The sequence below is a fragment of the Curtobacterium sp. LFS079 genome, assembly GCF_047977865.1.
Classification (GTDB): Bacteria; Actinomycetota; Actinomycetes; order Actinomycetales; family Micrococcaceae; genus Arthrobacter.
On record NZ_JBFPFO010000001.1, the window covers coordinates 347,601 to 373,537 of the forward strand.

The following is a 25,937-nucleotide window of genomic DNA, read 5'->3' on the forward strand; positions in this document are numbered from 1 at the left end:
CACAGTGTCACGGCGCTACCCCGTTTACGCCAAGGGCGGCCCGGAGCGACGTCCACGATTTCAGGACCTCCAGCACCGCCGGGTCCCGCTCGTCGAGGATCGCCTGCCGGTAGGACTCTTCGAGCAGCGCATCAACCGAAACCCGGGCGCCGGTGCCGGCGCTGTGGATCGCAGCCTCCACCATGGCCAGGCTCATGATGTTCCGGTGCACCTGTCCCATGGGCGTGCTCCCGGTGCGCACCGCCGAAACGAAATCCCGGAGCGAACCGGCGATTTCCTGCCCCGGATCGTCGATGGAGTCCGCAGGCACCGGAAGCGAGGAGACCGGTTCGCCGTCGCCGTCCCAGAGGACCGTGCCGTGCTCACCGCTGATCCGCCATGAAGCGTTCCACGACGTTTCCTGGCCGGGGCTGCACCAGCTGCCGTTGAACACGAAGCGCTCGCCGCCGGTCATCTCGAAGACGGCGGTGGCACCGGCGTCCCCGCGGTACCAACTCCAGGACGGGTTGTATTCCTCGCAGGCCACGGATACGGGATCGGAATCCAGCAGGAACCGGGCCATGTCGAACTGGTGGATGGCCATGTCCAGCAGCAGCGGGTGGTCCATGGCGTCCCGGAACCCGCCGAAACGCGGGGCCTTGTAGAATTCCGCGGACAGAATGCCGACAGGGCCCAGGGACGACGCCAGCTGCTTCGCAGCGAAGAGGTGCCGATTGTAGCGGCGTGACTGGCTGACCATGAACAGCTGGCCGTGGAGTTCGGCGGCGGCCGCCAGCGAGAGCCCCTGCGCCACGGTGGACGCCACGGGCTTTTCGCCGAGGACCGGCAGTCCCGCCGCCAGCGCCTCTGCGGTCACGGGGTGGTGGGCGGCAGGAACGGTGACGTTGATGACCGCCTGGGCTCCGACGTCGGACGCCAGCGCCGCGGTGCCGGCACCGACCGGGAGGTCGGGCCGCCCGACAGCGGCCGCCGCTGCACGCGCCGCCGAAAGGTCAAGGTCGACGATCCCGGCCAGTTCCACCAGCGGCGACTGGTCCACGGTCCGCAGCCAGGCGCGGCCCATTCCGCCCGCGCCGACCACGATGACGCGCAGGGGAGCGCCGTCGTCGGGAATGGTGGCGAAAGGCGCGCTCACGCGTTGGCTCCCTGGTAGCTCTTGCCGTTGAAGAAGTCGTCGGTCTCGTAGCGCAACAGCTCCGGGACGGCGCGTTCCGGGCGGTCGGTGACGGCCCATTCGACGGCGTTCGAGATGACCCGGCGGATGTCCTTGTGGTGGTACACCGGGTAGTCCTGGTCACCGGGGCTGAAGAAGAAGATCTTGCCGTGGCCGCGCCGGAAGGTGCAGCCGGAGCGGAACACTTCGCCGCCGCTGAACGAGCTGATGAACACGAGTTCCTCGGGCGTGGGGATGTCGAAGAATTCGCCGTACATCTCCTGCTCGGGGATGACGATGGGGTGCGGCACGCCCCTGGCGATCGGGTGGGTCGGATCCACGGTCCACACAAGTTCGCGGTCCTGTTCCGAGCGCCAGCGCAGCGTGCAGGTGGTGCCCATGAGCTTGGTGAAGATCTTGGACCAGTGCCCGGAATGCAGCACGATCAGGCCCATGCCGGACAGCACGTGGCGGTGGACGCGCTCCACGATCTTGTCGTCGACGTCGGCGTGGGACATATGTCCCCACCAGGTGAGGACGTCGGTTTTGGCGAGGACCTCCTCGGTGAGGCCGTGTTCCGGCTCGTCGAGGGTGGCGGTGCGGACCTCGACGGCGGAGCCCAGGTTCTCCTCGATGCCCGCCTTGACGGCGCCGTGCATTCCTTCGGGGTAGAGCTGGGCAACCAGTTCGTCCCGCTTTTCGTGGCGGTTTTCGCTCCACACGGTGACGCGGACCGGCTTGTTTTCAGGCATGCTAGTTCTCCTTGCAGGGTTGGGTCGGTCTACTTGACCGCGCCGCCGGTGGTGCCGGCAGCGATGTATTTCTGGGCCGCGACCAATAGGACGATGGCCGGGATGGAGGCGAGCACCGCCGTCGCCATGACCGAACTCCAGTCATTCACGTAGGCGCCGATGTACTGGAAGATGCCCAGGGTCACCGGCCGTACGGCCTCGGTGGTGGTCAGGGTCAGGGCGAACAGGAAGTCGCTCCAGGCGAACAGGAACGTGAACAGCCCGGCAGTGATCAGCGAGTTCCGGCTCAGCGGAATCACGATCGAGCAGAACGCCCGGACATGCCCAGCTCCGTCCACGCGCGCCGCCTCGATGACCGAGGCCGGCATGCCGTTCATGAAGGCCCTGATGATAAGGATCGCGAACGGAATGCCGTGGGCGGAGTCGGCCAGGATCAGCCCCGGGATGGAGTTGAGCAGGCCGAGGTCGTTGTACGCCGTGTAGAGGGCGTTGGCGACGACGATGCCGGGGATCATCTGGCTGATGAGGATGGCGAAGAGCACCACGCCGGCACCGCGGACCTTGAAGTAGGCCAGGGCGTACGCCGCCGGAGCCGCGATGGCCAGGCTCAGCACCACGCTGCCCAGCGAGATGATGAGGCTCGTGCCCAGGTTGCCGGCCTGCTCGCTGATGGCTGTGGCGTAGCCGGTGAAGTCCGGCTTGAGGGGGATCCAGGAGGTTTCCAAGGTAGTGCCGTTGGGCTGCAGGGAGGCGTTGACCATCCAGTAGACCGGGAACAGCATCACCACCAGGAACAGGATGGCCAGCGCGGTGTATCCCCAGTTCCTGCGGGAGGGAGCCGTGGCCCTGGTGTGGTTCCGGGCTGTGATGCGGTTCCGGGCGCCGGTCCGGCCGGCGGGGGCCTTCAGTTGCGTCGTCATGGTTTCCTCACTCGTCCACTGCGCGTCGACTGGCCCGCAGGTACAGGACCGCGAACACCAGGGAGATGACCACCAGCACGTTGCCCAGGGCCGCGCCTTCGCCGAACTTGAACTCGTGGAAGGACAAGTCGTACGACTGTGTGGCGATTGTCTGGGTTGAGTTGGCGGGTCCGCCGTTGGTCAGGCCCAGGATGATGTCCAGCACCTTCAGGGTGTAGACGACGCCGAGGACCAGCACCACGCTCACCACCGGACGGAGCATCGGCCAGGTGATGTGGCGGAACGCCTTCCATCCCGTGGCTCCGTCCAGGGACCCGGCTTCGTAGAGTTCGTCAGGGATTTCCTGGAGGCCGCCGTACAGGATGGTCAGGTTGAACGGGATGCCAATCCAGATGTTCACGCCCACCACCGCGATCAGCGCCAGCGAGGTGCTGGTCAGCCAAGGAACTCCGGTGTGGATGATGCCAAGATCGCCCAGGAAGCGGTTGAGGGCGCCGCTGTCCTTGTCCAGGATCCAGCGCCACACGGCGCTGGAGACGATCAGGGGCAGCAGCCACGGGAGCAGGAGCAGCGAGCGGAGGATGCCGTTGAGCGGGAACTTGCGCTGGAAGAAGACGGCCAGCGCCAGGCCGATCAGGAACTGGCCCAGGATGGATCCCAGCGTGAACAGTGCGGTGTTCAGCAGTGAGGTTGAAAACAACGACGACGACAGGACGGCCGCGTAGTTGGCCAATCCCACCCAGGGCGCTTCGCCGGTGAAGAAGGTGGTGGTGGTGTAGTCCTGAAAACTCATGACGATGTTCTTCACCACGGGATAGCCGAAGAACAACGCCATGTAGGTCACGGCCGGAACCAGGAACAGCCATTGGAAGATGCGCTCGCGGCGTGCGCGGGTGCCCCGCCGTGGTGCCGGGGTTTCCCCGTTCCCCGCCCGGGTTTTCCCCGTCCCCGCCGGGGAGGTTGTGCGCGAGACGTCGGTTGTCAATGACATGGCATTTTGCCTACTGTCCCTGGGCTTGCTTCAGGGCATCCGCCGGGGAAGCCTTGCCCGTCAGCGCGGTCTGGATGGCCGTGTAGATCTTGGTTGCCTGGGCCGGCCACCCCTCGCCGAGTTCGCCGGTGCGGGCCCGGGCTGTCTTGACGAGCTCGGTGAAGGTCGCGAGCTTGGGATTCTCCGCCGCGAACTTCGCGGCCAAGGTGGTCTTGGAGGGGATGGTGTTCCGGGCCTTGGCCATGGCCAACTGCTGCTCGTCGCTGTTCAGGCAGGCGACGATCTCCGCGGCTTTCGCCTGGCGGGCCTTGTTGCCGGTCTGCGGAACGGTCCAGACTTCGCCGCCCAGCGGCGCCACTGCCGCCTGGCCGGATTCCCGGACCGGAATCTTCACCACGCCGTAGTGGAGGGACGGCTGCTTGTCGAGCGCCGGGATCTGCCACGGTCCGTTGACCATCATGGCTGCCTTCCCGGCAAGGAACTGGTCCTTGACGTCGGCCTGGGTCCAGTTGAGGGCCGACGAGGACACCGAGCCGTCCTTGACCAGGTCGGTCCAGAGCTCGAGGGCCTGTGCGGTCTCGGCAGTGTCGATGTTCTTCTCGTCCCCGCCGTTGGACCACATGACGGGAAGGAACTGCCACGTTCCCTCGTACGTAGGGTTCGCGTTGAAGGCCAGCCCGTACTGGTCGCCGACGGTCAGCTTGGCGGCGGCCGCCTTCAATTCGTCCCAGGTGGTGGGCGGGGTGACGCCGGCCTTGGCCAGGATGTCCTTGTTGTAGAACAGCGCGATGGTGTTGACAGTTGGCGCCAGGCCGTAAACCTTGTCCTTGTAGGTGCCCGCGCTGAGCACGCCCTCGGCGAAGTTGTCGGTGCTGACCTTGAAGTCGGACAGCGGCGCGAGCGCCCCGGTGGCGGCGATCTGTTGCAGGTCAGGGTTGTCGAGCATGAGGACGTCCGGCAGGGTCTTGGATGAGGACTGCTGGAGCACCTTGGAGATCAACGATTTTCCAGGGACGGTTTCGCGTTTGATGGTGACCCCTGCCTTGGTGCCGCAGGAGGTCAGTGCGTCGCCGATGAACGACTTATCGGGCTCGTTGTTGTAGTAGTCCATCACCGAGATTTCGGTGACGTTTTCGGAGGACGAGGCTGCCGGGGTGGATCCGCAGGCCGAGATGAACAACGGCAAGCCAAAAAGTGTTGCGGCGGCCAAGGCAAGTGGGCGGGTTGCTGACTTCATTGTCTGTTCCTTCGTGGTGGCGATGAGTGGACATGGATTCATCGATGCGTATCGACGATGCGTATCGATAGGTGTTACGGAAAGCGGGTGGGAAGGGGTGGGTGTCAGGCGCCGCGGGGTGGACGGAGCGTGCTGGAACGGTGGGTGATGACCGTAGGTACCAGCTCCAAGGATTCATGTGGTCCCTGGTTGCCGGCGTCGAGGAGTTCGCAGATGATCTTGACCGCCCGGCGCGAAACCTCGGCCGGGCGGAGGTCGATTGTGGAAAGCGGGATGGGCTGGAGTTCGGCAAGCGTGGGGGAGGCGCTGCCGATGACGGAGACATCTGTGCCCGGCGTCAGCCCGCGGCTGGCCAGGGCCCTCCGGAGGACGTCCTGGGCGGTGCCGTCCGGGGCGACGAATGCGGGCGTTCCCGTGGTCCCGGCCAAGGCCTTGTCCACGGAGCTTGCGATGACCTCCCTGTCCGTTCCGCCCGGAAGGTGGAGTACTTTCACTCCGAGTTCGTTCGCGGCTTTGTCGGTGCCGCGCATGAAACGGTCAACATAGTTCACGTGGCGGTTCACGACTTCCGGCTGCCAATCGATCACGGACACCACGGAATGCCCGGCGGCAGCAAGCTCGCGCACGCACTGTTCGCCGGCCATCTCGAAGTCGGCATCAATGCAGACGAGCCCTGAAGGATCCCGGGGGATACCGATCAGCACCACCGGTACATTGAGGCTGCGGGCCACCGGAAGGCGTTCATCCTCGCCCTCCACCTGCATGAGGATGAGCCCGTCGCAGATCTGCTGGCCCACGACGCGCCGGAGCCCGGGGGCGCCTTCGTCCTCCGTGACCAGCAGGATGTCGTGGTCGTACTGCCGGGCAGTGTTTGCGATCACGGAGACGAATTCCATGATCGAGGCCATGTGCAGTTCGGGGATGAACGGAATCACCAAGCCGATCACATGGGTCCGCCGCCCGGCCAAGGCCCGCGCGCCCGCGTTGGGCTGGTAGGTGAGCTGCTCGATGGCAGCCTCCACCTTCTTCCGGGTCTTCTCAGAAATCGGACGCTTGCCGCTGAGGACATAGGACACGGTGCTTTGGGCGACGCCGGCGGCCTGGGCTACGTCTTTGCTGGTGGGCATTGCCAGACCTCCTTTGTCGCTGCCGGGTAGCTGTTGCATCGTGGCCATTATGCCTTGATCGCCATTCGTCGATACGTATCGTCGATGCGCATCGAATGAAAGTATGACACGCGTCACGTTGGCGGCACAAGACTCCCTTCGGCTTTTCCGCAAGCTGTGCTTAGCTGGCTGGTATGGATGGGAGGGAGGCGGCGTCGCTCCGCGGAGGCGTGGCCTGGGACGGCGCCGTGAATGCCTGGCAGATAGCCGGCGACGTGTACCGGATGGGCCGGCGTGAATGGCTCACCGCCGGCGGCTGGCAGCAGATGTACGACGACGGTGTCCGCACGGTGATCGACCTGCGGACCCTTCGCGAGCGGCAACCCAGGGACACCGATCCGGACGTTCCCGCGGAACTGCTCCAGCGATTCGATGTGGTGCAGTGCCCCACTGAAGACCCGGATGCCGAGGAGTTCGGCGAGCTGTTCGGCCCGTACCTGAAGGATCCGGCGCACTACGGCCACTACCTGCGGCTTTTCTCCGCCCGGCTTGCCGCCGTATTCAAGGCGATCGCGGCCGCCCGGGGAAAGGTCGTGGTGCACTGCTCGGCCGGCCGGGACCGCAGCGGAATCGTCGCCGTCATGCTCCAGCGCCTCGCCGGCGCCGGCGAGGCGGAGATTGTCCGCGGCTACCGGCAGGGAATGCGCGGCATCAACGAACGCCACCGCACCCACGGCGTGCCGCATGTCCACGAACGCTATCTGGATGAGGCCAGCCTTGAGGCGTTGCTTGAAGCGCGCGAGGCAAGCCTGCTGGAGTTCGTCCGTTCCTTGGACGTCCCGGGCTTCCTCATGGCCAACGGGCTCACCGCATCGGAAATCGAAGCTGTTCGTGCCAAGTTACAGCCGGGTGCGAAGTTGCAGCCGGATACCAAGTTAAGGCCAGCCGCCAAGGAATCGCGCCCGGACCATTAACAGGGGCAGGGGCCGTCATGTATTCTAGTAATCATTACCGAACGGCCGGTCAGTAATTTTGCTGAAGGATTTTCCGCCGTTCGGTTCCGTTCACGCCCATGCTTTGGAAGGACCCGTCGACGATGACCAGTACCGCAGTCGCTCCGGAAGTAACGGCCGTACAGACCGTTCCCAGCTTCGTCCAAGGAGCGTGGTGGGCTCCCGCCGCCGCGGTGGACGGCGTCCCCGTCCGCGACGCGAGCACCGGCGAGCTGCTGGCCAAGGTGAGCACCGAGGGCCTGGACCTGGCCGCCGTCGTCGACTACGGCCGCACGGTGGGCCAGCGCGAACTGGGGAAGCTCACCTTCCACCAGCGCGCGCTCAAGCTCAAGGAACTCGCCCAGTACCTCAATGGCCGGCGCGAGGAGTTCTACGAGGTTTCCTTCAAAACCGGCGCCACCAGGATCGACTCGATGGTGGACATCGACGGCGGAATCGGCGTCCTCTTCACCTTCGGCTCGAAGGGCCGCCGCGAACTGCCCAACTCCCAGGTGGTGGTGGACGGGCCCATGGAGGTTTTGTCCAAGGACGGCTCCTTCGCCGGCGAACACATCTACACCCGGATTCCCGGCGTTGCCGCACAGATCAACGCCTTCAACTTCCCGGTCTGGGGCATGCTGGAGAAATTCGCGCCCGCCTTCCTCGCCGGCGTGCCCACCATCGCCAAACCGGCCACGCCGTCGGGCTACCTGGCCGCCGCCGTGGTCCGGGCCATTGTCGAATCCGGCATCCTCCCCGCAGGCTCGCTGCAGCTGATCTCCGGCTCTGCCCGGACCCTGCTGGACGAGCTCGACTACCGCGACCTCATGGCCTTCACCGGCTCGGCCTCCACGGCCAACTCGCTGAAGTCGCACCCCAACGTCGTCACTGGCGGCGTGCGCTTCACCTCCGAAACCGACTCGTTGAACGCCGCCATCCTCGGCCCGGATGCCGTTCCCGGCACCCCCGAGTTCGACGCCTTCATCAAGTCCGTCGTCACGGAAATGACGGTCAAGGCCGGGCAGAAGTGCACGTCGATCCGCAGGACCATCGTCCCGCAGGACCTCGTGGCCGACGTCGTTGCCGCCGTCGGCACCCGCATCAACGAGCGCGTCGTGCTCGGCGACCCGCGCGCCGAGGGCGTCACCATGGGTGCGCTCGCGTCCCTGGAGCAGCTTGCTGATGTCCGCGCGGCCGTGCAGTCCATGCTCGACGCCGGCGGCGAGCTCGCGTACGGAACGCTTGATTCGCCGTCGGTCACTCGTGCGGACGGCACCGTGGGGGTGGTGGAGGACGGCGCGTTCATGTCGCCCCTGCTGCTGAGCTGGGCCGACGCCGAAGCGCAGGAGGTCCACTCACGGGAGGCTTTCGGCCCGGTGTCGTCGGTGATCGGCTACCGGCACCTCGAGGACGCCGTGCGCCTCGCCGCCCTGGGCAGCGGCTCACTGGTGGCCACTGTCTGCACCAACGATCCCGAAGTGGCCCGGACCCTCGTGACCGGCATCGCCGCCCACCACGGCCGAGTGCTCATGCTCAACCGCGAGGACGCCCGCACCTCCACCGGCCACGGCTCGCCGGTGCCGCACCTGGTGCACGGCGGTCCCGGACGCGCCGGCGGCGGTGAGGAACTGGGCGGCATCCGCTCGGTGCTCCACCACATGCAGCGCACGGCCATCCAGGGTTCGCCCAACATGCTGACCGCCGTCACCGGTGTCTGGCACAGCGGCGCGGACCGGAACTTCACCCTGGAAAGCGAAGGCGTCCACCCCTTCCGCAAGTCCCTGGCCGAGCTGCGGATCGGCGATGCTTTCCGCTCGGAGCTGCGCCAGGTGACGCTGGAGGACATTACCGCCTTCGCCAACACCACGGGGGACACCTTCTATGCCCACACCAACGAGGAAGCCGCCGCGGCCAACCCCTTCTTCCCGGGGATCGTGGCGCACGGCTACCTGCAGCTGAGCTGGGCCGCCGGGCTCTTCGTGGAACCGGCGCCAGGCCCTGTGCTGGCCAATTACGGACTTGAAAACCTGCGCTTCACCACGCCCCTGGCCGCGGGGGATTCCTTCCGGGTGGTCCTCACGGCCAAGAAGATCACCCCGCGCGAGACCGACGAATACGGTGAAGTTGCCTGGGACGCCGTGCTGACGAACCAGAACGACGAGACTGTGGCCACTTACGACGTGCTGACGCTCGTGGCGAAGTAACCGCAACGCAGAGAACCCTCCGGCACCTGCCCGCCGTGCGCGTGACGCACGGCGGGCAGGCGGACAGAATGTACTGGCCGGGCTAGTGCACGCTGTCCTTCTGGTCCGCGATCACTCCACCGTCCGTGCGGGTGATGGGCTTCTTGCCGTTTTCCGGCGTGGTGAAGCCCTTGGTGGAGCAGGGGTACGGGTCCTTGCGCTGTGGCTTCGGGTCGATGAACATCGGCGTGATGAGCCACCTTCCGCCCTCGTTGTCGTAGGCGCGGCACATCAGTTCCGTGTTGTTGCGGTTGACCACCAGCCGGGCGTCCGTCGCGTCTCCGACGAACGTCACGTCCGTGCCGGAGTCGCCGGCGGCAATGATCTGCCTGCGCTCCGCCGGAAGTTGCTCAAAGGCTGCTGCGCCTGTGACGCCGAAGATTTCCTGGTTGGCCCAGCACCGCTTTCCGTCCATGTAGGTCATGACCGAATCGGCGCCGTCCGGCTCGCCGCCGCATCCTTTCAAATGCGTTGTCTGCCGGCCGTCCACGTAGACGCTGCGCACGCCCACCACGTGCCCGGCGTCGATGCCCGCTTCGCCGGACCAGGCTTTCACCACGGGTTCGGGGGAGGCAGAAACCACCCAAGGCACAATCCCATGCGCCGTCAGCGTGCCGATCAGGTCCTTGATCTGCGGGTAGACCCGGATGTAGCCGTCAACCTTTTGGGTGCCCACGGTCTGCGTGGCGCCTTCCGGGGCTGCCAGGTTCTCCTTCTTCATCGCAGTGGCGAACTGGCCGAGTTCTTCCTGGGTGTAGCCCGCGGACAGCGCCGTGCCCCAGGCGTAGGAGCCCGTGACCCGGCGGGCGTTGAATCCGGCGAAGGCTTCATCGCCCGCGCGGGTCTTGCCATCCAGGATCGCCAGGATTTCGTCGGCGCAATCCGTATCGCTGCTGGTCTTCAGGGGCTTGCCGGCCGGGGTGTCCGTGCCACAGGCTGCGCTGAGGGCCTTGGCCGCGGTGTCGGTCAGGTACGGGCTGGTGGTCTTCCAGTCCTTGTTTTCCGGCTGCAGGATCTTGTCGTTGCGCAGCATCCAGAAGTTGGTGCCGTAGCCGATGTCGTTCTTGACGACCGTGTTGTCCCAGTCGAAGATTGCCACCGGGGCCGTGCCGCCCTGGAACGTTCCGGTGCAGTTGCTGTGCGCGTCAATGGCGGCCTGCAGTTTTTCGCGGACGCCCTGCGGCCATTCGAGCTTCGGGTCCAGTTGTCGGCAGGCGGCCGACGGCGGTGCGCTGCTTGCCGGGGCCGTGCCGGCTGCTGTTCCCGCACAGGACGTGAGTGCCAGGAGGCCGCCAAGGGCGGCGGCTGCGACGGTATAGCGGGTACCACGATGCATGCGATATTCCCCTCTGTTTGGTGTGAAACAGACCACTAAGTGGTATGAAAACAGACCGTAGCAGCGAGGTGGGGTTGTTGTATATAGTGCAACATGGCGCGCACTGTGCGTTGTGGAGCGGCCTCCGCACCGGCGGCAGGCCGGGTTGGCGCTTTAGACCGAGGCGTGCAGGCCGTCGAACGCCATGGTGATGACGTCGTCGGCCAGGCGCTGGGGGGAAAGCGAACCGCCCGGCTTGTACCACTCCACGATCGAGTTGATGGTGCCGAACAGAAGCCTGGTTACAGTGCGCGGATCGATGTCCTGGCGCAATGACCCTTCCTCGCGGGCATCCGAAATCAGCGCGGCTACCTTGTGGTCGAAGGCGCGGCGGCGTTCGAGCGCGTTGCGTTCGATCTCGGTGTTGCCGCGCAGGCGCAACAGCAGGGTGACGAAGGGGAGCCGTTCCACGAGGACCGAGATGGTCTGCCGCAGCACGAACTCCAGCCGGGCGTCGGCGGGCCCGGACGTGGCCTCGGGCTGCTCGAGGATTGCTTCCAGGCCGCCGAGGGCGTGGTCGAGGGCGAGTTTGAGCAGCTCGCCCTTCGACGGCACGTGGTGGTAGATCGCAGACTTCGAGATGCCGAGGTTCTCGGCCAGGATGCCCATGGAGGTGGCATCGTAGCCGTGGCGGTTGAAGACGTCGACGGCGATGCGCAGCACCGACTGCTGGTCGTAGCCCGGCCGCCCGCGCTTGCTTGCTGTTGCTGTTTCCTTCGGCATGTCCGCTATTTTCCCATGTCCGGTTCCCCTGACCGCTTAGATTGCGCCCGGTGGCGCGCAGTGCCTCTGTGGTTCCGTGGTGCTCAGCCCTTGGGCCGCAGATCGTAGATACGGCGCAGCTTGCCGTTCGATCGCTCCAGCGACCCCGGTTCGACGACGTCGATCACGCACGAAGAACCCACATGGATCTTGATCTGCTCGCGCAAGGCGTTTCCCGCCGTCGTGCCGCCCTCAGGGGAGACGCCCTCGCGGCGCTCGATCTTTACCGTGAGGGTGTCCATCCGCTTGCCCTCGGGGCGGGTGATCTCCAGCTGGAAATGCGGGCTGAGCTCCGGGATGCGCAGGGCGATTTCCTCGATCTGCGAGGGGAACAGGTTCACCCCGCGCAGGATGATCATGTCGTCGCTGCGGCCGGTGATCCTGCCCATGCGGCGGTGCGCCGGGCGTGCGGTGCCGGGCAGCAGGCGTGTGAGGTCCTTGGTGCGGTAGCGGATGATCGGCAGGGCTTCCTTGGTGAGCGAGGTGAACACCAGCTCCCCGGGTTCGCCGTCGCCCAGCACCGAAGCCGCGCCGCGCTCCGGCTCGAAGGGATCGATGATCTCGGGGCGGAAGTGGTCCTCCCAGATGTGCGAGCCGTCCTGCGTCTCCACGGCCTCGCCCGCGACGCCCGGGCCCATGACTTCGGAGAGGCCGTAGATGTCGCAGGCCTTGATATTCATGGTGGTTTCGAGCTCGTGGCGCATTTCCTCGGTCCACGGTTCGGCGCCGAGCACGGCGTACTTCAGGGAGGTGGAGGTCGGGTCGATGCCCATGTGGGCCATGGCGTCCGCGATCGTCAGCAGGTAGGTGGGCGTGGCCAGGATGGCATCCGGCTGGAAGTCCTGGATGAGCTGGATCTGGCGTTCGGTCTGCCCGCCGGACATCGGGATGACGGTGCAGCCCAGCGCCTCGGCGCCGGCGTGGGCGCCCAGGCCGCCGGTGAAGAGCCCGTAGCCGTAGGCGTTGTGGACCTTCATGCCCGGCCGGACTCCGGAGGCACGCAGGGACCTGGCCACCAGACGCGCCCAATTTGCGAGGTCGTTCTTCGTGTAGCCCACCACCGTGGGGCGGCCGGTGGTGCCGGAGCTGGCGTGGATGCGGGCCACTTCGTTTTGCGGTACGGCGAACATGCCGAAGGGGTACTCCAGGCGGAGGTCCTCCTTGGTGGTGTAGGGGAACTTGCCCAGGTCGCCGAGTTCGCGCAGGTCAGAGGGGTGGACGCCGGCGTCGTCGAACTTGCGCTTGTACAGCGGCACGCGCTCGTAGGCGTACGCCACGGTGTGCTGCAGGCGGCTGAGCTGGAGTGCCTCCAGCTCGTCACGGGAGATGGTTTCCTCGCGGTCCAGCGGGGCGTCCTGCTGCGTGGCGTTGAGGGTGGTGGTGTTCTGGGTCATGTCTGCCTACTTCTTGGAGATGGTGCGGCTGCGGCCACGGAACTCTGCGATGAGTTCGCCGTAGCTTGCGGGGCCGTCGGAGTCGGGGTCCGCGGACGGGTCGCCAATGGAGCCGGGGTCCGCGGCGAAGATCTGCACGTCGTAGAGTCCGCTGCGCCCGGTGTGTGCACGGCGGTTCGCGACGGCGGTGATCACCTGGCCCTTGAACGAGGGCTGCAGGAAGTTGATGTCGACGCCGGAAGCCACCGTGATGTTGCGGGCCTGCGACGGCGTGGGATTGGCGGGGTTGCACGCCAGCGCGAAGGCGGTGTCACCGAAGGCGAAGATCATTCCGCCGTGGGCCATGCCGAAGCCATTGAGCATTTCCTTGCGCAGGGTCATCCGGATAGTGGCGTGGCCGTCGTCGAGGCGGATGACCTCGAGTCCCATCCATTCGGAGGCGTGGTCGTTCTTGAGCAGATGGTGCTGCACTGCACCGTGTCCCTGAACTGCATCGGAAAGGGCGGTCTCAACCATGCGTCATTGCCTCCAGTTTTATTTACCGAATGTTCATTAGGTAATCCCAGATCGGCGGAAGTGTCAAGGGCCACAACGGCCGGCGCCGGGACGGAGGGGTAGCCTCGGAGCATGCCAAGCATCGAATTGCCCATCCGCACCGAGAGGTTGCTGCTGCGCCGCTTCGGTGCCGGCGACCTCGAACGGTTCCATGCTTACCAGTCCCTGCCGGACACGGCGCGGTTCCTGCTCCGGCCCGAATTGAGCATCACGCAGGCCATGGAAGCCCTGGGCCGCTACGCCAACTTCACCTTCGAGAAGGAGGGGGACTGGGCCTGCCTGGCCATCGAGCGGGCAGACGAGCCCGGGCTCATCGGCGAGGTGGTCCTGAAATGGCTCCCGGGCACCGGCCAGGCGGAAATCGGCTGGATTATGGCACCGGAGGGCCGCGGGCAGGGCTACGCCACCGAGGCCGCGGAAGCGGTGCTCCGCCTGGGCTTCGACACCCTGATGTTCCACCGTATCGACGCCAAGCTGGACGCGCTCAACAAAGGCTCGGCCGGAATCTGCGAACGGCTTGGGATGCGGCTGGAAGCGACCCTGGTGGACCACTGGCACTACAAGGGCCAGTGGTCCACGGAGCTGATCTACGCCATGCTCGACTCCGAATGGCGCCGGCGTGAAAGCAGGAACGCGGCTACTTGAGCCCGGCTCCCGGCAGCAGCTCCGTGGCACCGAGCGAATCCGCCACATAGGCGTAGTCCCAGGCCCGTTCCCGCCACTGCACGTACCGGCCGGATGCGCCGCCGTGCCCGCCGTCCATTTCGATCTTCATCACTACCGGTTCGGAACCGGTGGTGGTTTCGCGTAGCGCCTGTACCCACTTGGCCGGCTCCACGTAGAGCACCCGGGTGTCGTTGAAGGAGGTCACCGCAGCGATCTTCGGATAGGCCACGGCCCGGATGTTCTCGTACGGAGTGTAGGACTTCATGTAGGCGTACGCCTCGGGATCCGTGATGGGGTTGCCCCACTCCTCCCACTCCAAGGCGGACAGCGGAAGCTCCGGGTCCAGGATGGTGGTGAGCGCGTCCACGAACGGCACCTGGGCCACCACCGCGGCGTACTTTTCGGGTGCAAGGTTGGCCACGGCGCCCATCAACAGGCCGCCCGCGGAGCCGCCCATCGCGGCGATGCGGTCCGGTGCCACCCAGCCGGAGCCGGCCAGCCAGTCCGTGGCCGCCACGAAGTCCGTGAACGTGTTTTTCTTGTTGAGCTTCTTGCCGTCCTCGTACCAGTGGCGGCCCAGTTCGCCGCCGCCACGGATGTGCGCGATCACCATGACGATGCCGCGGTCCAGCAGCGACAACCGCGCCACGCCGAATCCCGGGTCCATGCTGAGCTCGTAGGAGCCGTATCCGTAGACCAGGCCGGCCGCCGTCGAATCCTGTGTGAGCGAGGCGTGCCGCAGCACGGACAGCGGCACCCGGGTGCCGTCGTCGGCCACCGCCCATTCGCGGGTGGCGACGTAGTCCGCGGCGGAGTATCCGCCCAGCACCGGGCTCTCCTTGCGCAGCAGCAGCTCGCCTTGCGGTTGCTCAGCCGCGGGCAGCACAAAGTCGTACACCCGCGATGGCGTGAAGTAGGAGGTGTAGCCCATGCGGATCACCGGGGCTTCGTAGTCCGAACCGGAAACTCCTGCGGTGTAGAGCTCTTCGTCGAACGCCGGCTCCACCGCAGTTGCCTGCTCCGGGGTGCCGAGGCCGGCCAGCGGGATGACCTGGACCCGCTCGATGGTGTCCTGCCGGACCGAGACCACCAGGTGGGTGGCGGTGACGCCCGCGCCGTTGACGCGGACTTCGTCGGAGTGTTCGACGACGGTGCGCCAGTGCTGCTCTGCGAGCGGCTTGGCAAATTCCGCCGGGTCAGCCACGGAGACCATCGAGTTGATGGCGTCCTTGTTGTGGGTGAGCAGGATGGTCTCGGCCTTCCGGCCGTCGGGCCCCTCAAGCAGGAACGGCTCCGCCTCGTAGAGCAGGTGTTCGTCGCGGGAAACCACGGTGGACAGGCCGGCATCGTAGTCGTCGAAGCGCAGCAGGCGCGTCTCACTGAACTCCGAGCAGCCGATGCTGAGCACCAGGTGGCGGCGGTCCGAGGAGAGCTCGAAGCCGAGCCACATGGCCGGGTCGTCCTCCTGGTACAGGATCTGGTCCTGCTCCACGGGGGTGCCGAGTACGTGCGCCTTGACCTGGTAGGGGCGCCAGGAATCGTCCACCACCGTGTAGAACAGGCGGGCGCCGTCGGGGGAGAAGGCCAGTCCGTAGAAGGCGTTCTCGATCACGTCCGGCAGCAGTTCGCGGCTGCGCAGGTCCTTGAAGCGGACGGTGAAGCGCTCTTCGCCGGAGTTGTCCACGGCGTAGGCGTAAAGGTTCCCGTCGATCGTCACCGCGGTGCCGCCCACGGAGAAGAACGGCTTGCCCTCGGCCTCGGCGTTGCCGTCCAGCAGGACTTCCTCGCCCGGGAGCTCGACGCCGGGCTCGACGGCGGGCGGCGTCCAGTCGGCCACCGGGTCGCCGGAGTCCTGCGCCTGCACCCTGCACTGGATGCCGTACTCCTTGCCCTCCACGGATCGGGTGTAGTACCACCAGCCGTCCTTGCGGCCCGGCACGGAAAGATCCGTCTCCTGGGTACGGCCCTTGATCTCCAGGAAGATGGCCTCGCGCAGCGGTTCCTGGTGCGCCGTCACGGACTCCTGGTAGGCGTTTTCGGCCTTGAGGTGCTCCACGACCTCCGGGGATTCCTTCTCCCGCAGCCACTCGTAGTTGTCCACGAAGACGTCCCCGTGGTGCTCCCGGGTGGACGGAACCTTCTTGGCGACAGGCGGCACGGCCGTGGTGTTCTGCAGCGGAGTCTGGGTCATGGACTCAATATATAGAGCGGCGCGCCCCAAAGCGGCGGGCGTTCGCTACCGGGGGAGCGGCTACTTGGGGAGCTGGTCCAGCCGGTCCCTGGCAAGGGCATCCGCCACCTGGGCGATCCCGTCGTAGTCCGGCACGACGATCGACTGGCCGTCCGCCGAAGTGCCCGTCCCCGCCGTCGGGAGGGTCATGAACGACGCGGCTTGCGGGTCGATCCCGCGCAGCGCATAGGCCACGCCTGCGAGCTTCATGACGTCCAGCCCGTTGTCGAGGATCAGTTTGGGGGCCACCTTGGTGACGAACGCGAGTGTCTTCCCTGCGTCCTTGGGGATCCCTGAATTCCGCAGCTTGGCCATGACTGCCCGGATGAATTCCTGCTGGTCGCGCACCCGCTGGTAGTCGCCGTCCGGGAAGGCGTGGCGCTCGCGGACGAATTCCAGGGCGGCCTGGCCGTTCAGGTGGTTGATGCCCTTGGTGAAGTGGTGCTGGGTGTCGACCGCGGCGGTGAAGTCTGCGGGAGAGTTCACATCGATGCCGCCCAGGCCGTTCACGATGTCCCGGAAGGTGTTGAAGTCCACCATCACGGAGTACGTGATCTTCGTGTGTAGCAGGCCCCCGATGGTCTTCTCCACCAAGGCCGTGCCGCCGAATTGCAGGCTCGCGTTGATCTTGGAGCCTCCGTAGCCGGGGATGTCCACCCAGAGGTCGCGCATGATCGAAATGCCGTAGACCTTCTTCCGGTCGGCCGGAATGTGCATCAGCATCATCATGTCGGAGCGCTGATCCACCTGTCCGCCGGTGGCAGCGGCCTGCTTGGCGGCTTCCTTGGCGTTGCCGCGGATATCGCTGCCGATCACCAGGATGTTGACCGGGCCGGCCGGCAGTCCGGGCAGCGCGATGGGCGGGGCCGGGCGGTCCGCCTGGAGTAGGGGGCCGGGGGCGACGGTGAAACCGGGTTCTGTGGCGTTGCCTGACGTCGGCCCCGCGGACTGGCCGGGCCGGTTGACGCTCACCAGGATTGCTGTGGTCACCGTGCCGAGGACCAGCACCGCGGCCAGGGCGGCCACGATCGCTTTGCGGCTGTGGAGGAAGGCATTTAGCCAGCCCCAACGGCCGGTCGAAGAAGGATTGTTTCCTGTGGGATCCTTGGCAGCTCCGCCCGGATCCGGCTCAGTCTCCATGTCCGGAAACTATCACCGGCGCGGCGCAAAACAAGCGTGTCGGAGGATGCAATTCGGCAACGGTGCCCCACCGCGTCCCGCTTAGCCGCCTGCGCTGATCCGGGCAAACCTCAGGATCGACAGCAAGGCAGGCGCCAGTTCGTCCTCCATCCTCTGGTAGGCCTCGGGCCCCCTGCGGTAGGGGTCGGCGACGTCGTCGCCGTCGGCGTCCGGTGCCAGGGCAAGGTGGCGGACCGAAGCGGCACGTGCCGGCAGTGCCCGCCAGAACGCGGCGACATCGGCGGCTGCCGGGCCCTCCGGCGCGTCCTGCTGCGCCAGGAGGACCTCCAGCATCCGGGCAAACTCGCGCACTGTAAACGTGCGCTTGAGCAGGGCCGGAGCAAGGTGGACCACGTCCCCGCGGTGGCCGGTGGCCATGGTGAGGACGATGTCCGTCTCTTTCAGGATCTCCGGGGTCAGCCGGCGTGCCGCGAAGTTGTCCGCCCTGCCGCCGAACATTTGGATGATCCCCGCCGAACGGGGTTGGATCGGCTCACCCACCAGGGCCTTCGTTCCTGCGCTGCGCACCTCGAATGTTCCCGCTTGCACCTGGTCGAGCCCGGCTTGCAGAAGCCTTTCCGCGACGGGGGAACGGCAGATATTTCCGGTGCAGACGGTGAGGATCCGGACGGGCGCGAGGGGTTCCACGGACAGGGCTCTTTCGGTGACGGCGTGCTGGACCAGGGAGGCCCGTCCCAAAGTTAACACGCAGGCACCCGGATGTGCGCCGCGAAGCGGCCGGCTCAGGCTTCCGGCATGAGGACCTTGCTGAACAGCACGGAGCCGTTGGCATTGCGCAGGCTGACGTTGAAGGTGTTGTCCGTGCCGAGTTCCACATGCCCGAAGTACTGGTTTTCGCCGTCGCGCGGGGACTCCCCGGCAAAGCGGCCCGCGCGGGAGAAAACCACCTCCGGCCCGAAGGTTCCGTCCATGGCGTTCGGCCCGAAGGAGCCGGCGTTGATGGGTCCGGCCACGAACTCCCAGAAGGGATCGAAGTCCGTGAAGGCGGCGCGGTCCGGGGAGTAGTGGTGCGCCGCGCAGTAGTGCACGTCCGCCGTCAGCCACACAGTGTTCTTCACGCCGTACCGCTTGAAGGCGCTGAGCACACCGGCGATCTCCAGCTCCCGCCCCAACGGTGCGCCGTCCTCCCGGTTGGAGAGACTTTCCTGGTTCACGGGGCCGTCCGGGACGATGATGCCCAGCGGCAGGTCCGCGGCGATGACCTTCCAGGTGGCCTTGGACGCCCGGACTTCGCGGATCAGCCAGTCCACCTGCTCCTGGCCCAGGATGCGGGTGGCGTACGGCTCCTTCCCGTCCGTGTTGGGGGACTTGAAGGTGCGCATGTCCAGGCAGAAGACGTCCAGCTGCGGTCCGCGGGAGATTTTCCGGTAGATGCGTGCGGGCTGGTAGCTGGCGCCGTCGAAGGTTCCGTGGCGCCAGAGCGCGTTGCTGTCCGCGATCGGCATGTTCTCCTGCCACGCCTGGCGGCCGCGGGCGGCCAGGACGTTGACGTTCCGTTCCGTGTAGCGGGCGTCGTCGATGATCTGTCCCGGGTACCAGTTGTTGTGCGTCTCGTGGTCGTCCCACTGGGCGATCACCGGGACGTCGGCGAACATGGCGCGCATGTTCGCGTCCATGGAGTTGTAGCGGTGCCGGCCGCGGAATTCCTTGAGGGTCTCGGCCACCTTGGAGACTTCCTCCGTGACGATGTTCCGCCAGACCTGGCCGTCCTTTTCCGTGACCGTGGCGGCGATGGGGCCGTCGGCGTAGATGGTGTCACCGGAGTGGATGAAGAAATCCGGGCGGGTGGCATGCATAGCCTGGTAGCCGCGCATGCCGCCGATGTCTTCGTTGATGCCCCAGCCCTGGCCGGCGGTATCGCCGGTCCACACGAAACTTTGGGGAGCCGACGACGGCGCTCCGCTGCCTGAGGCGCTTTCCCCGGCGGCCGGGGCCGTGCGGAAGGTGCCCTGTTGCGTCTCGCTGACGGCGCCGCCGTCGTCTTCGAAGCCGATGGTGTAGGCGAAACGGGTGCCGGCCGGCAGACGGTCCGCGTGGATCTTCCCGGTGAAGTCGTTGGCCTCGGTGGCCCAGGGGCCGCGCAGCACCCGGTTGAAGGCGTGGCGGCCGCGCAGGACATTGCCGGCGTCGTCCACGGCGCGCAGGGTGGCAGTGATCCTGCCCTGCCCGGAGGCGCGGGACCAGAGTACGGCCGACGATGAAGTGACGTCCCCGCTGGCGATGCCGCTGGGGAGGATAAGGCGCCTACGGACCAGGGGGACGGCGGACGGAGCTGCGGATGCAGGGGCGGCGGTTCCGGTGGCCACGCCGGCGAGGGCAATCGTGGCGAGAGACGTTTTGACGAGGGTGCGGCGCGAAAAGTCGGTCATGGGTTCCACTGTTCCGGTCCGCAGTGAACGGGGAGTGAGGTTCAGGTGAAGTGTTGCAAGGCATCCCTGCAGTCAGTGCCAGGGGGACAAATTTGAGTTTGGCGCGAATTGTCCGAGTAGTCGCCGAGTATCAATTGAGTACTCGGTGCAGGTACGGCAGGTAATAGCCGCAAATAAGACGAGTACAAATTACGGTTGTTCAGGTGTTCCAATCCCAACTATTTTCGAAACAGGATGGAGCGCCATATCAAGTTCAGAATCCTGATACTTGAGAAGGGCTTCCGTCTTTGACTCGATCTGGGCGAGCCAGGCCTTTCCAACCGGTCCGCCATGTTCCTCGGGCCTGGTTGTTCTTCTCCCAAGCAGCCGTCCGAAAAAACTACCTCACGGGAGCCAGGGAATAGGGACGTCGTCATGAAAAATGACAATGACCAGGTGGGTAGCCCGGTGACACGGCACGATGGCAACATTGGGCGGCGGCGAATTATTGGATTCGTTCCGCTAGCGACGGCCGTGGCCGCCAGCCAGGGTTTGTCGGCTCTGACCTCCGGCCCAGCCAATGCTGCCGCGGCGGTAGGTTCGGAAGTGCCGGCCGTCATCGATCCTTCCGCCCAGTACGTGCTGCGCTCGGAACAGCCAGTGAACGTCAAGGACTACGGGGCGGTCGGCGATGGCGTTGCCGACGATTCGGCTGCCGTAGCTGCAGCACTTCGCGCCGCGGGACACGGTGCGGTGGTCTTCCCTGTGGGCACTTATCTGATCCCGTCCCCCACGCGGCTGCAGATGACAGCGAACTATTCATCCCTGGTTGGCGATCCCTCCGGCTCGTCCGTGCTTAGGTTTACCAACGCCGGCGGAGGCATTGATGTAGGTAATGGGACAGATTTTATATATCAGAATTTGATTCAGAATCTGGTCATTGATGGATTTAATATCGCCAAGAACCCTTTGCGTGTGCGTAAATCCGAAGAAATGGGCATGGTTAATGTCAGGGTTCATCAAGCGGCTGTTGCCGCAATCGAAACCACGGACACGAGCCTTTTCCATTCGATGCGTCTTCAACTATCGCGCTCGCCAATTGGAATAAAGTCATTGGGCTACCTGGGAACTGTTGGACTGCAGGATTCAAATCTTTATATGCTGGACAGTGTCGTTTCCGTTGAAGGGACGGGTGTCGCGCACTTGGTGGTTGGCGGGCTGACGTATATGGAAGCCGTCAAGGCCGGCGTTTCCTTCAACCGGCCGAATAGTCCTATCTCCGTCGGTACGATCAATTTTCGCGACTGCTACGTGACCAGCAGCCTTACCGAGTTTTCGCTCTTCAAGGGCGTGGCCTCAAGCGGTGTGAATGCCGCCGCCCTGGTGGCGACGGACTTCAACGCCTACCTGCCAAATGTAACCACGCCGCCTTTTGTGGACTTCAGGGCGCTGAACAACTCGGGTTCGACGTTGAGGGCGCGTCTCAACGGCGCTACCTTCACTCTTACCTCGCTGGGGTCGGGCAAGCTCGTGGCCGTTCACAAATCGCAGAACTGGTATCAGTTTTTCCTCACCTTGGCTTCCATCACGGGTGCTACCACGGCTCAATTCGCCACTACGTGTGTGCTGGGAGGCGTGGCACTCAGCCCTCTTCAGCTGGTTGGCTCCGGCAGTCCGGAGTATCGCCAGGTGGCACCGGTGGGTTCGACCTACCAAAACTTCAGCGGTGCCGCTGGAACGTCCCTCTACGTCAAGCAGAGCGGAAACGGCAGCACCGGCTGGGTCGGTAAATGAGATAGGAACCGGCGCGCAACCGGCCGTCGCGCTTCCGGCGCGTCCGTCCCGCAGACCGCCGCTGACCCTCGCCGGTCTTGGTGCCCCTCGGCTGTGTTCCGCAAGCGATGCGGATGCGGCTGCCCTGCACCGCGATCGATGTCAGCTAACGCTTGACTGAAAATACCCTGCTCACATATTCTGAACGAACGGTCGGTAAATATATAGGAGCAACCATGGCATCGCAGAACCTGCAGTCTGTGCCCGCTGAGCTGTCCCCGGAAGAGCAGGAACGGGAACGCGCGGGTCAGGCGTACTTTGACCGGATCATCGCGGAGGATTCGCGGATCGAGCCACGCGACTGGATGCCGGAGGCATACCGCAGGACGTTGCTGCGCCAGGTATCGCAGCACGCGCATTCTGAGATCATCGGCATGCAGCCCGAGGCCAACTGGATCACCCGTGCTCCCAGCCTGAAGCGCAAGGCCATTCTCATGGCCAAGGTGCAGGACGAAGCCGGCCACGGTCTCTACCTGTATTCGGCCGCGGAAACCTTGGGGCAGGGCCGCGACAAGATGATGCAGGACCTGATCGACGGCAAGGCCCGCTACTCCTCGATCTTCAACTACCCCGCCGTGACCTGGGCGGACATGGGCGCGATCGGCTGGCTCGTGGATGGAGCCGCAATCTGCAACCAAGTGCCGCTGTGCCGGGCTTCCTACGGACCTTACGGACGCGCAATGGTGCGCATCTGCAAGGAAGAGTCCTTCCACCAGCGCCAGGGCTTTGAGATCCTGCTGGAACTGTCCAACGGCACCGCCGCCCAGAAGCAGATGGCGCAGGACGCGGTGAACCGCTGGTACGCCCCGTCCCTCATGATGTTCGGCCCGCCGGACGATGATTCCCCGAACTCCAAGCAGTCCATGGCGTGGAACATCAAGCGCTTCAGCAACGATGAGCTCCGCAGCCGCTTCGTCGGCATGATGGTCGAACAGGTCAGGGTCCTGGGCCTGACCCTGCCGGACCCGGACGTCCGTTTCAACGAAGAGACGAAGAAGTGGGAACACGGTCCGCTGGACTGGAATGAATTCAAGGACGTCCTGGCCGGCAAGGGCCCCTGCAACTCGCAACGCATCGAACGCCGCCGCCAGGCACACGAAGACGGCGCCTGGGTGCGCGAAGCCGCCGCAACCTACGCCGCCAAGCAAGCACAGAAGGAGCACGCAGCGTGACAACGCCATCCGAGACCCACTCCAAGGAAACCCCCTGGCCCCTCTGGGAAGTGTTCGTCCGCTCAAGCCGCGGCCTTTCCCATGTGCACGCCGGTTCGCTGCACGCGCCGGACGCCGTCATGGCCCTCCGCAACGCCCGAGACCTTTACACCCGCCGCAATGAAGGGGTGTCCATCTGGGTGGTACCGGCGGATGCGATTTCTTCCAGCGACCCGGATTCGAAGGGTTCCTTCTTCGAATCCCCGCAGGGCAAGGACTACCGCCACGCCACGTACTACACCAAGAGCGAAGGCGTGAAGCACCTGTGATGAACGAAACCGACTTCGCGATTGAAGGCCACGGCGATATTTCCGTGGGCGTCAGCGGTGCCGGCGCCTCCGGCGACGGCTCGGCAAGCGCCACCCGCATCACCCCCGGCAACGCCCTGCGTCCGGAGGACATCGCCCTCGAGGTGCGCCGCGGAACCGCCAAGCCGGGGGAGGACGTTGCCGAATACGCCCTGCGCCTGGGCGACGATGCCCTGATCCTGGCCCAGCGCCTTGGCCACTGGATCTCCCGCGCTCCCGAGCTCGAAGAAGACATCGCTCTGGGCAACATCGCCTTGGACCAGCTGGGCCACGCCCGCTCCTTCCTGACCTACGCGGGCGCGTATTGGGATAAGAGCGAAGACGAGCTTGCCTACTTCCGCCGCGAACCCGAATTCCGCTCGGCGCACCTGTTCGAACAGCCCAACGGGGACTTCGCCGTGACCATCGCACGGCAGTTCATCGTGAGCTACTACCAGTTCGAGCTCTACAAGCGCCTCGCGGGGTCCGCGGATGCCACCGTTGCCGCGATCGCTGCGAAGGCCCTCAAGGAAGTGGACTACCACCGCGACCACAGCGCACAGTGGGTGCTGCGTCTGGCCGGCGGCACCGAGGAATCCCGGCGCCGCATCATCCAGGGCTTCCGGCTGCTCTGGCCGTACGTCGATGAGCTCTTCGAAGACGACGAGCTCACCGCGCGCCTGGCCGACGCCGGTACCGGCGTCCAGCCCTCCACCCTGCGCGAAGACTTCGGCCGCCTCACTGGCGAGGTCCTGGCCGAGGCGGAGCTTGGCGGGGAATACGCCGACGGCGGCCTGGGACTGGACCGCATCCCGCAGTCCCTGGGCGGCGGCCGGCGCGGCAAGCACTCCGAACACCTCGGCTACGTTCTGGCCGAAATGCAGGTGCTCGCCCGCGAACACCCCGGAGCAAGCTGGTGACCAGCGTGGAAACCGCCCTGACTGCGGCCGAGCAGAAAGCCTGGGCGCTCGCCGCCACGGTCTGCGACCCCGAGATCCCGGTGCTCACCATCGAGGACCTCGGGATCCTCCGCGCTGTGCACGTGCTGGAAGACGCCGTCGACGGCGGTGCCGGCCGGTCCGCCGTCGAACTCACCATCACGCCCACCTACTCGGGCTGCCCGGCGATGGACGCGATCCGCGACGATCTCAAGTCCGCCTTCGCCAAAGCGGGCTACGCGGACGTCCGCGTGAATCTGGTGCTGGCACCGGCCTGGACCACGGACTGGATGACGGAATCCGGCAAGGCGAAGCTGCAGGAGTACGGCATCGCACCGCCGTCGGGCAATTCCCGGGCGGGCGGCCACTCCGGCCCGGTCCGGCTGAGCCTGGCGGTCAAATGCCCGCAGTGCTCTTCGCTGAACACCAAGGAACTGACCCGCTTCGGCTCCACCTCCTGCAAGGCGCTGTATGTCTGCCAGGACTGCAAGGAACCGTTCGACTACTTCAAAGTGCTGTAAAGGAAAAAGGTAGCCAGATGACCACCGAAACCCCCACGGCCAGCCGCCGTCGCGCATCCTTCCACAGCCTCGCCGTCTCCGAGGTGCGGCGCCTGACCGAGGACGCCATCGAAGTCACCTTCGCCGTCCCGGCAGAGCTGGCGGGACAGTACGACTACCTCCCGGGCCAGTACGTGGCCCTGCGGACCACGCTCCCGGACGAGTCCGGCGAGCCGCACGAGGTCCGCCGCAGCTACTCGATCTGCGCAGAGCCGCGCAGCTTCGAGGACGGCAGCAGCGAAATCCGGGTGGCCGTCAAGAAGGACCTGGGCGGCGTCTTCTCCACGTGGGCCAACGCCGAGCTCAAGGCGGGGGACACCCTTGACGTGATGAGCCCGCAGGGCGCGTTCATCTCCCGCCACGGCAAGGACGGGGCGGCGGTCCAGTACAACGTCATGAACTCGATGAACAACCCGGAGGAATTGGCGGGGGAGCCGGGCTCCTTCGTGGCCATCGCCGCCGGATCCGGCATCACCCCGGTGATCGCGATCGCGCGGACCCTGCTGGCCGCCAACCCGGACACCCGCTTCGACCTCATCTACGCCAACAAGGCCGCCATGGATGTCATGTTCCTCGAGGAACTGGCGGACCTGAAGGACAAGTACCCGTCCCGGCTGGCCTTGCACCATGTGCTCTCCCGCGAGCAGCGGATCGCCCCGCTCATGACCGGACGGATCGATTCCGAGAAGCTGCAGGCCCTGCTGTCCTCCGCCATCCACGCCGAGGACATCGACGAATGGTTCCTCTGCGGGCCCTTCGAACTGGTCCAGCTGTGCCGCGACACCCTGGCCGCCCGCGGCGTGAAGCCGGAGAACGTGCGTTTCGAGCTGTTCACCACCGGCCGCCCGGACCGTCCGGAAGGCAACGCGGGGCGTCCCGTCGTCGAGGACGACTCGCAGGACACCTTCAAGATCACCTTCAAGCTGGACGGCCTCAGCGGTGAGGTCGCCAGCCCCACCCATGCCCGGGAATCCATCCTCAACGCCGCGCTGCGCGTCCGCCCCGACGTGCCGTTCGCTTGCGCCGGCGGCGTCTGCGGCACCTGCCGCGCCAAGCTGGTCAGCGGCACCGTCACCATGGACGAGAACTACGCGCTGGAGCAGGATGAACTGGACAAGGGCTACGTGCTCACCTGCCAGTCCCACCCCACCAGTGAATCCGTCACGGTCGACTTCGACGTCTAA

At 65.8% G+C, this 25,937-nt stretch carries 22 protein-coding genes and 1 pseudogene; 9 read left to right on the forward strand and 14 right to left on the reverse strand.

What is annotated here, in order from left to right; genetic code table 11:
- Nucleotides 1–7 precede the first annotated feature (7 nt).
- From ACNQPB_RS01675 to ACNQPB_RS01700, 6 genes are all read right to left on the reverse strand, one after another.
- On the reverse strand, nt 8–1,135 hold the full coding sequence (locus tag ACNQPB_RS01675) for a Gfo/Idh/MocA family protein (protein WP_498748570.1): 1,128 nt from the start codon (nt 1,133–1,135) through the stop codon (nt 8–10).
- A complete protein-coding gene (locus ACNQPB_RS01680; RefSeq protein ID WP_498748572.1) occupies nt 1,132–1,905 on the reverse strand; it encodes a ThuA domain-containing protein in 774 nt (257 codons plus the stop codon). Before ACNQPB_RS01680 ends, ACNQPB_RS01675 begins: the two co-directional genes overlap by 4 nt.
- Nucleotides 1,906–1,934: 29 nt before the next feature.
- On the reverse strand, nt 1,935–2,825 hold the full coding sequence (locus ACNQPB_RS01685) for a carbohydrate ABC transporter permease (protein WP_498748574.1): 891 nt from the start codon (nt 2,823–2,825) through the stop codon (nt 1,935–1,937).
- A 7-nt stretch (nt 2,826–2,832) separates the two neighbouring features.
- On the reverse strand, nt 2,833–3,816 hold the full coding sequence (locus ACNQPB_RS01690) for a carbohydrate ABC transporter permease (RefSeq protein WP_498748576.1): 984 nt from the start codon (nt 3,814–3,816) through the stop codon (nt 2,833–2,835).
- A 10-nt stretch (nt 3,817–3,826) separates the two neighbouring features.
- Complete coding sequence (locus ACNQPB_RS01695; protein ID WP_498748577.1) at nt 3,827–5,053, reverse strand: sugar ABC transporter substrate-binding protein; 1,227 nt, start codon at nt 5,051–5,053, stop codon at nt 3,827–3,829.
- A gap of 104 nt (nt 5,054–5,157) precedes the next feature.
- A complete protein-coding gene (locus ACNQPB_RS01700) occupies nt 5,158–6,180 on the reverse strand; it encodes a LacI family DNA-binding transcriptional regulator (RefSeq protein ID WP_498748579.1) in 1,023 nt (340 codons plus the stop codon).
- A 173-nt stretch (nt 6,181–6,353) separates the two neighbouring features.
- On the opposite strand from ACNQPB_RS01700, the gene ACNQPB_RS01705 reads away from it, so the two are divergent.
- Complete coding sequence (locus ACNQPB_RS01705; RefSeq protein WP_498748581.1) at nt 6,354–7,133, forward strand: tyrosine-protein phosphatase; 780 nt, start codon at nt 6,354–6,356, stop codon at nt 7,131–7,133.
- A 122-nt stretch (nt 7,134–7,255) separates the two neighbouring features.
- Complete coding sequence (paaZ, locus tag ACNQPB_RS01710) at nt 7,256–9,355, forward strand: phenylacetic acid degradation bifunctional protein PaaZ (protein ID WP_498748582.1); 2,100 nt, start codon at nt 7,256–7,258, stop codon at nt 9,353–9,355.
- A gap of 82 nt (nt 9,356–9,437) precedes the next feature.
- On the opposite strand, the gene ACNQPB_RS01715 is transcribed toward paaZ, so the two are convergent.
- The 4 genes from ACNQPB_RS01715 to ACNQPB_RS01730 form a co-directional block, all read right to left on the reverse strand.
- Nucleotides 9,438–10,730: a haloacid dehalogenase-like hydrolase gene (locus ACNQPB_RS01715; RefSeq protein ID WP_498748584.1), complete on the reverse strand. Its 1,293-nt coding sequence runs from the start codon at nt 10,728–10,730 to the stop codon at nt 9,438–9,440.
- A 153-nt stretch (nt 10,731–10,883) separates the two neighbouring features.
- Complete coding sequence (locus tag ACNQPB_RS01720) at nt 10,884–11,492, reverse strand: TetR/AcrR family transcriptional regulator (protein WP_120522907.1); 609 nt, start codon at nt 11,490–11,492, stop codon at nt 10,884–10,886.
- A gap of 83 nt (nt 11,493–11,575) precedes the next feature.
- Entirely contained in the window at nt 11,576–12,925 is a 1,350-nt protein-coding gene (paaK, locus tag ACNQPB_RS01725; protein ID WP_498748586.1) for a phenylacetate--CoA ligase PaaK, read from the reverse strand.
- Between the two features lie 6 nt (nt 12,926–12,931).
- The gene (locus tag ACNQPB_RS01730; protein ID WP_498748587.1) at nt 12,932–13,441 is read right to left on the reverse strand and encodes a hotdog fold thioesterase; all 510 of its coding nucleotides are present in this window, start codon (nt 13,439–13,441) and stop codon (nt 12,932–12,934) included.
- 111 nt (nt 13,442–13,552) lie between these two features.
- Here ACNQPB_RS01730 and ACNQPB_RS01735 point away from each other — a divergent pair, with 111 nt between their 5' ends.
- Nucleotides 13,553–14,125 (forward strand): GNAT family N-acetyltransferase, encoded by a 573-nt coding sequence (locus tag ACNQPB_RS01735; RefSeq protein ID WP_498748589.1) that lies wholly within the window; start codon nt 13,553–13,555, stop codon nt 14,123–14,125.
- Here ACNQPB_RS01735 and ACNQPB_RS01740 read toward each other — a convergent pair.
- The 4 genes from ACNQPB_RS01740 to ACNQPB_RS01755 all read right to left on the reverse strand — a co-directional run bounded on the left by ACNQPB_RS01740 (nt 14,118) and on the right by ACNQPB_RS01755 (nt 19,945).
- Nucleotides 14,118–16,337, reverse strand: a complete 2,220-nt coding sequence (locus ACNQPB_RS01740; RefSeq protein WP_498748590.1) for a S9 family peptidase — start codon at nt 16,335–16,337, stop codon at nt 14,118–14,120. The two genes, ACNQPB_RS01735 and ACNQPB_RS01740, sit on opposite strands and share 8 nt — an antisense overlap.
- A 60-nt stretch (nt 16,338–16,397) precedes the next feature.
- Nucleotides 16,398–17,516, reverse strand: a complete 1,119-nt coding sequence (locus ACNQPB_RS01745) for an LCP family protein (protein ID WP_498748591.1) — start codon at nt 17,514–17,516, stop codon at nt 16,398–16,400.
- Between the two features lie 81 nt (nt 17,517–17,597).
- On the reverse strand, nt 17,598–18,203 hold the full coding sequence (locus ACNQPB_RS01750; RefSeq protein ID WP_498749070.1) for an arsenate reductase/protein-tyrosine-phosphatase family protein: 606 nt from the start codon (nt 18,201–18,203) through the stop codon (nt 17,598–17,600).
- A gap of 95 nt (nt 18,204–18,298) precedes the next feature.
- Nucleotides 18,299–19,945: an alkaline phosphatase D family protein gene (locus ACNQPB_RS01755; RefSeq protein WP_498748592.1), complete on the reverse strand. Its 1,647-nt coding sequence runs from the start codon at nt 19,943–19,945 to the stop codon at nt 18,299–18,301.
- A 414-nt stretch (nt 19,946–20,359) separates the two neighbouring features.
- Here ACNQPB_RS01755 and ACNQPB_RS01760 point away from each other — a divergent pair, with 414 nt between their 5' ends.
- The 6 genes and pseudogenes from ACNQPB_RS01760 to paaE all read left to right on the forward strand — a co-directional run bounded on the left by ACNQPB_RS01760 (nt 20,360) and on the right by paaE (nt 25,937).
- Nucleotides 20,360–21,718 carry a glycosyl hydrolase family 28-related protein gene (locus ACNQPB_RS01760; protein WP_498748593.1) on the forward strand — a complete coding sequence of 453 codons (1,359 nt, stop codon included), beginning with the start codon at nt 20,360–20,362 and terminating at the stop codon, nt 21,716–21,718.
- 215 nt (nt 21,719–21,933) lie between these two features.
- Nucleotides 21,934–22,929, forward strand: a complete 996-nt coding sequence (gene paaA / locus ACNQPB_RS01765; protein ID WP_498748595.1) for a 1,2-phenylacetyl-CoA epoxidase subunit PaaA — start codon at nt 21,934–21,936, stop codon at nt 22,927–22,929.
- Nucleotides 22,930–22,961: 32 nt separating this feature from the next.
- Nucleotides 22,962–23,237, forward strand: a pseudogene (gene paaB, locus ACNQPB_RS01770) (1,2-phenylacetyl-CoA epoxidase subunit PaaB); the annotation flags it as partial.
- The gene (paaC, locus tag ACNQPB_RS01775; RefSeq protein ID WP_498748597.1) at nt 23,237–24,175 is read left to right on the forward strand and encodes a 1,2-phenylacetyl-CoA epoxidase subunit PaaC; all 939 of its coding nucleotides are present in this window, start codon (nt 23,237–23,239) and stop codon (nt 24,173–24,175) included. The pseudogene paaB and the gene paaC, both read left to right, overlap by 1 nt.
- Nucleotides 24,172–24,714 carry a 1,2-phenylacetyl-CoA epoxidase subunit PaaD gene (paaD, locus tag ACNQPB_RS01780; RefSeq protein ID WP_498748599.1) on the forward strand — a complete coding sequence of 181 codons (543 nt, stop codon included), beginning with the start codon at nt 24,172–24,174 and terminating at the stop codon, nt 24,712–24,714. Before paaC ends, paaD begins: the two co-directional genes overlap by 4 nt.
- Nucleotides 24,715–24,731: 17 nt before the next feature.
- A complete protein-coding gene (gene paaE, locus ACNQPB_RS01785) occupies nt 24,732–25,937 on the forward strand; it encodes a 1,2-phenylacetyl-CoA epoxidase subunit PaaE (RefSeq protein WP_498748600.1) in 1,206 nt (401 codons plus the stop codon).

What these genes read in the sequence shown, in the direction of transcription:
- ACNQPB_RS01680 (WP_498748572.1), bottom strand. Translation starts at nt 1,905, where the DNA reads ATGCCTGAAAACAAGCCGGTCCGCGTCACCGTGTGGAGCGAAAACCGC.
- ACNQPB_RS01720 (WP_120522907.1), bottom strand. Translation starts at nt 11,492, where the DNA reads ATGCCGAAGGAAACAGCAACAGCAAGCAAGCGCGGGCGGCCGGGCTAC.
- ACNQPB_RS01705 (WP_498748581.1), top strand. Translation starts at nt 6,354, where the DNA reads ATGGATGGGAGGGAGGCGGCGTCGCTCCGCGGAGGCGTGGCCTGGGAC.
- paaA (WP_498748595.1), top strand. Translation starts at nt 21,934, where the DNA reads ATGGCATCGCAGAACCTGCAGTCTGTGCCCGCTGAGCTGTCCCCGGAA.
- ACNQPB_RS01685 (WP_498748574.1), bottom strand. Translation starts at nt 2,825, where the DNA reads ATGACGACGCAACTGAAGGCCCCCGCCGGCCGGACCGGCGCCCGGAAC.
- paaE (WP_498748600.1), top strand. Translation starts at nt 24,732, where the DNA reads ATGACCACCGAAACCCCCACGGCCAGCCGCCGTCGCGCATCCTTCCAC.
- ACNQPB_RS01745 (WP_498748591.1), bottom strand. Translation starts at nt 17,516, where the DNA reads ATGGAGACTGAGCCGGATCCGGGCGGAGCTGCCAAGGATCCCACAGGA.
- ACNQPB_RS01715 (WP_498748584.1), bottom strand. Translation starts at nt 10,730, where the DNA reads ATGCATCGTGGTACCCGCTATACCGTCGCAGCCGCCGCCCTTGGCGGC.
- ACNQPB_RS01730 (WP_498748587.1), bottom strand. Translation starts at nt 13,441, where the DNA reads ATGGTTGAGACCGCCCTTTCCGATGCAGTTCAGGGACACGGTGCAGTG.
- ACNQPB_RS01755 (WP_498748592.1), bottom strand. Translation starts at nt 19,945, where the DNA reads ATGACCGACTTTTCGCGCCGCACCCTCGTCAAAACGTCTCTCGCCACG.
- ACNQPB_RS01690 (WP_498748576.1), bottom strand. Translation starts at nt 3,816, where the DNA reads ATGTCATTGACAACCGACGTCTCGCGCACAACCTCCCCGGCGGGGACG.
- paaK (WP_498748586.1), bottom strand. Translation starts at nt 12,925, where the DNA reads ATGACCCAGAACACCACCACCCTCAACGCCACGCAGCAGGACGCCCCG.
- ACNQPB_RS01695 (WP_498748577.1), bottom strand. Translation starts at nt 5,053, where the DNA reads ATGAAGTCAGCAACCCGCCCACTTGCCTTGGCCGCCGCAACACTTTTT.
- ACNQPB_RS01700 (WP_498748579.1), bottom strand. Translation starts at nt 6,180, where the DNA reads ATGCCCACCAGCAAAGACGTAGCCCAGGCCGCCGGCGTCGCCCAAAGC.
- ACNQPB_RS01740 (WP_498748590.1), bottom strand. Translation starts at nt 16,337, where the DNA reads ATGACCCAGACTCCGCTGCAGAACACCACGGCCGTGCCGCCTGTCGCC.
- ACNQPB_RS01760 (WP_498748593.1), top strand. Translation starts at nt 20,360, where the DNA reads ATGAAAAATGACAATGACCAGGTGGGTAGCCCGGTGACACGGCACGAT.
- paaC (WP_498748597.1), top strand. Translation starts at nt 23,237, where the DNA reads ATGAACGAAACCGACTTCGCGATTGAAGGCCACGGCGATATTTCCGTG.
- paaZ (WP_498748582.1), top strand. Translation starts at nt 7,256, where the DNA reads ATGACCAGTACCGCAGTCGCTCCGGAAGTAACGGCCGTACAGACCGTT.
- ACNQPB_RS01735 (WP_498748589.1), top strand. Translation starts at nt 13,553, where the DNA reads ATGCCAAGCATCGAATTGCCCATCCGCACCGAGAGGTTGCTGCTGCGC.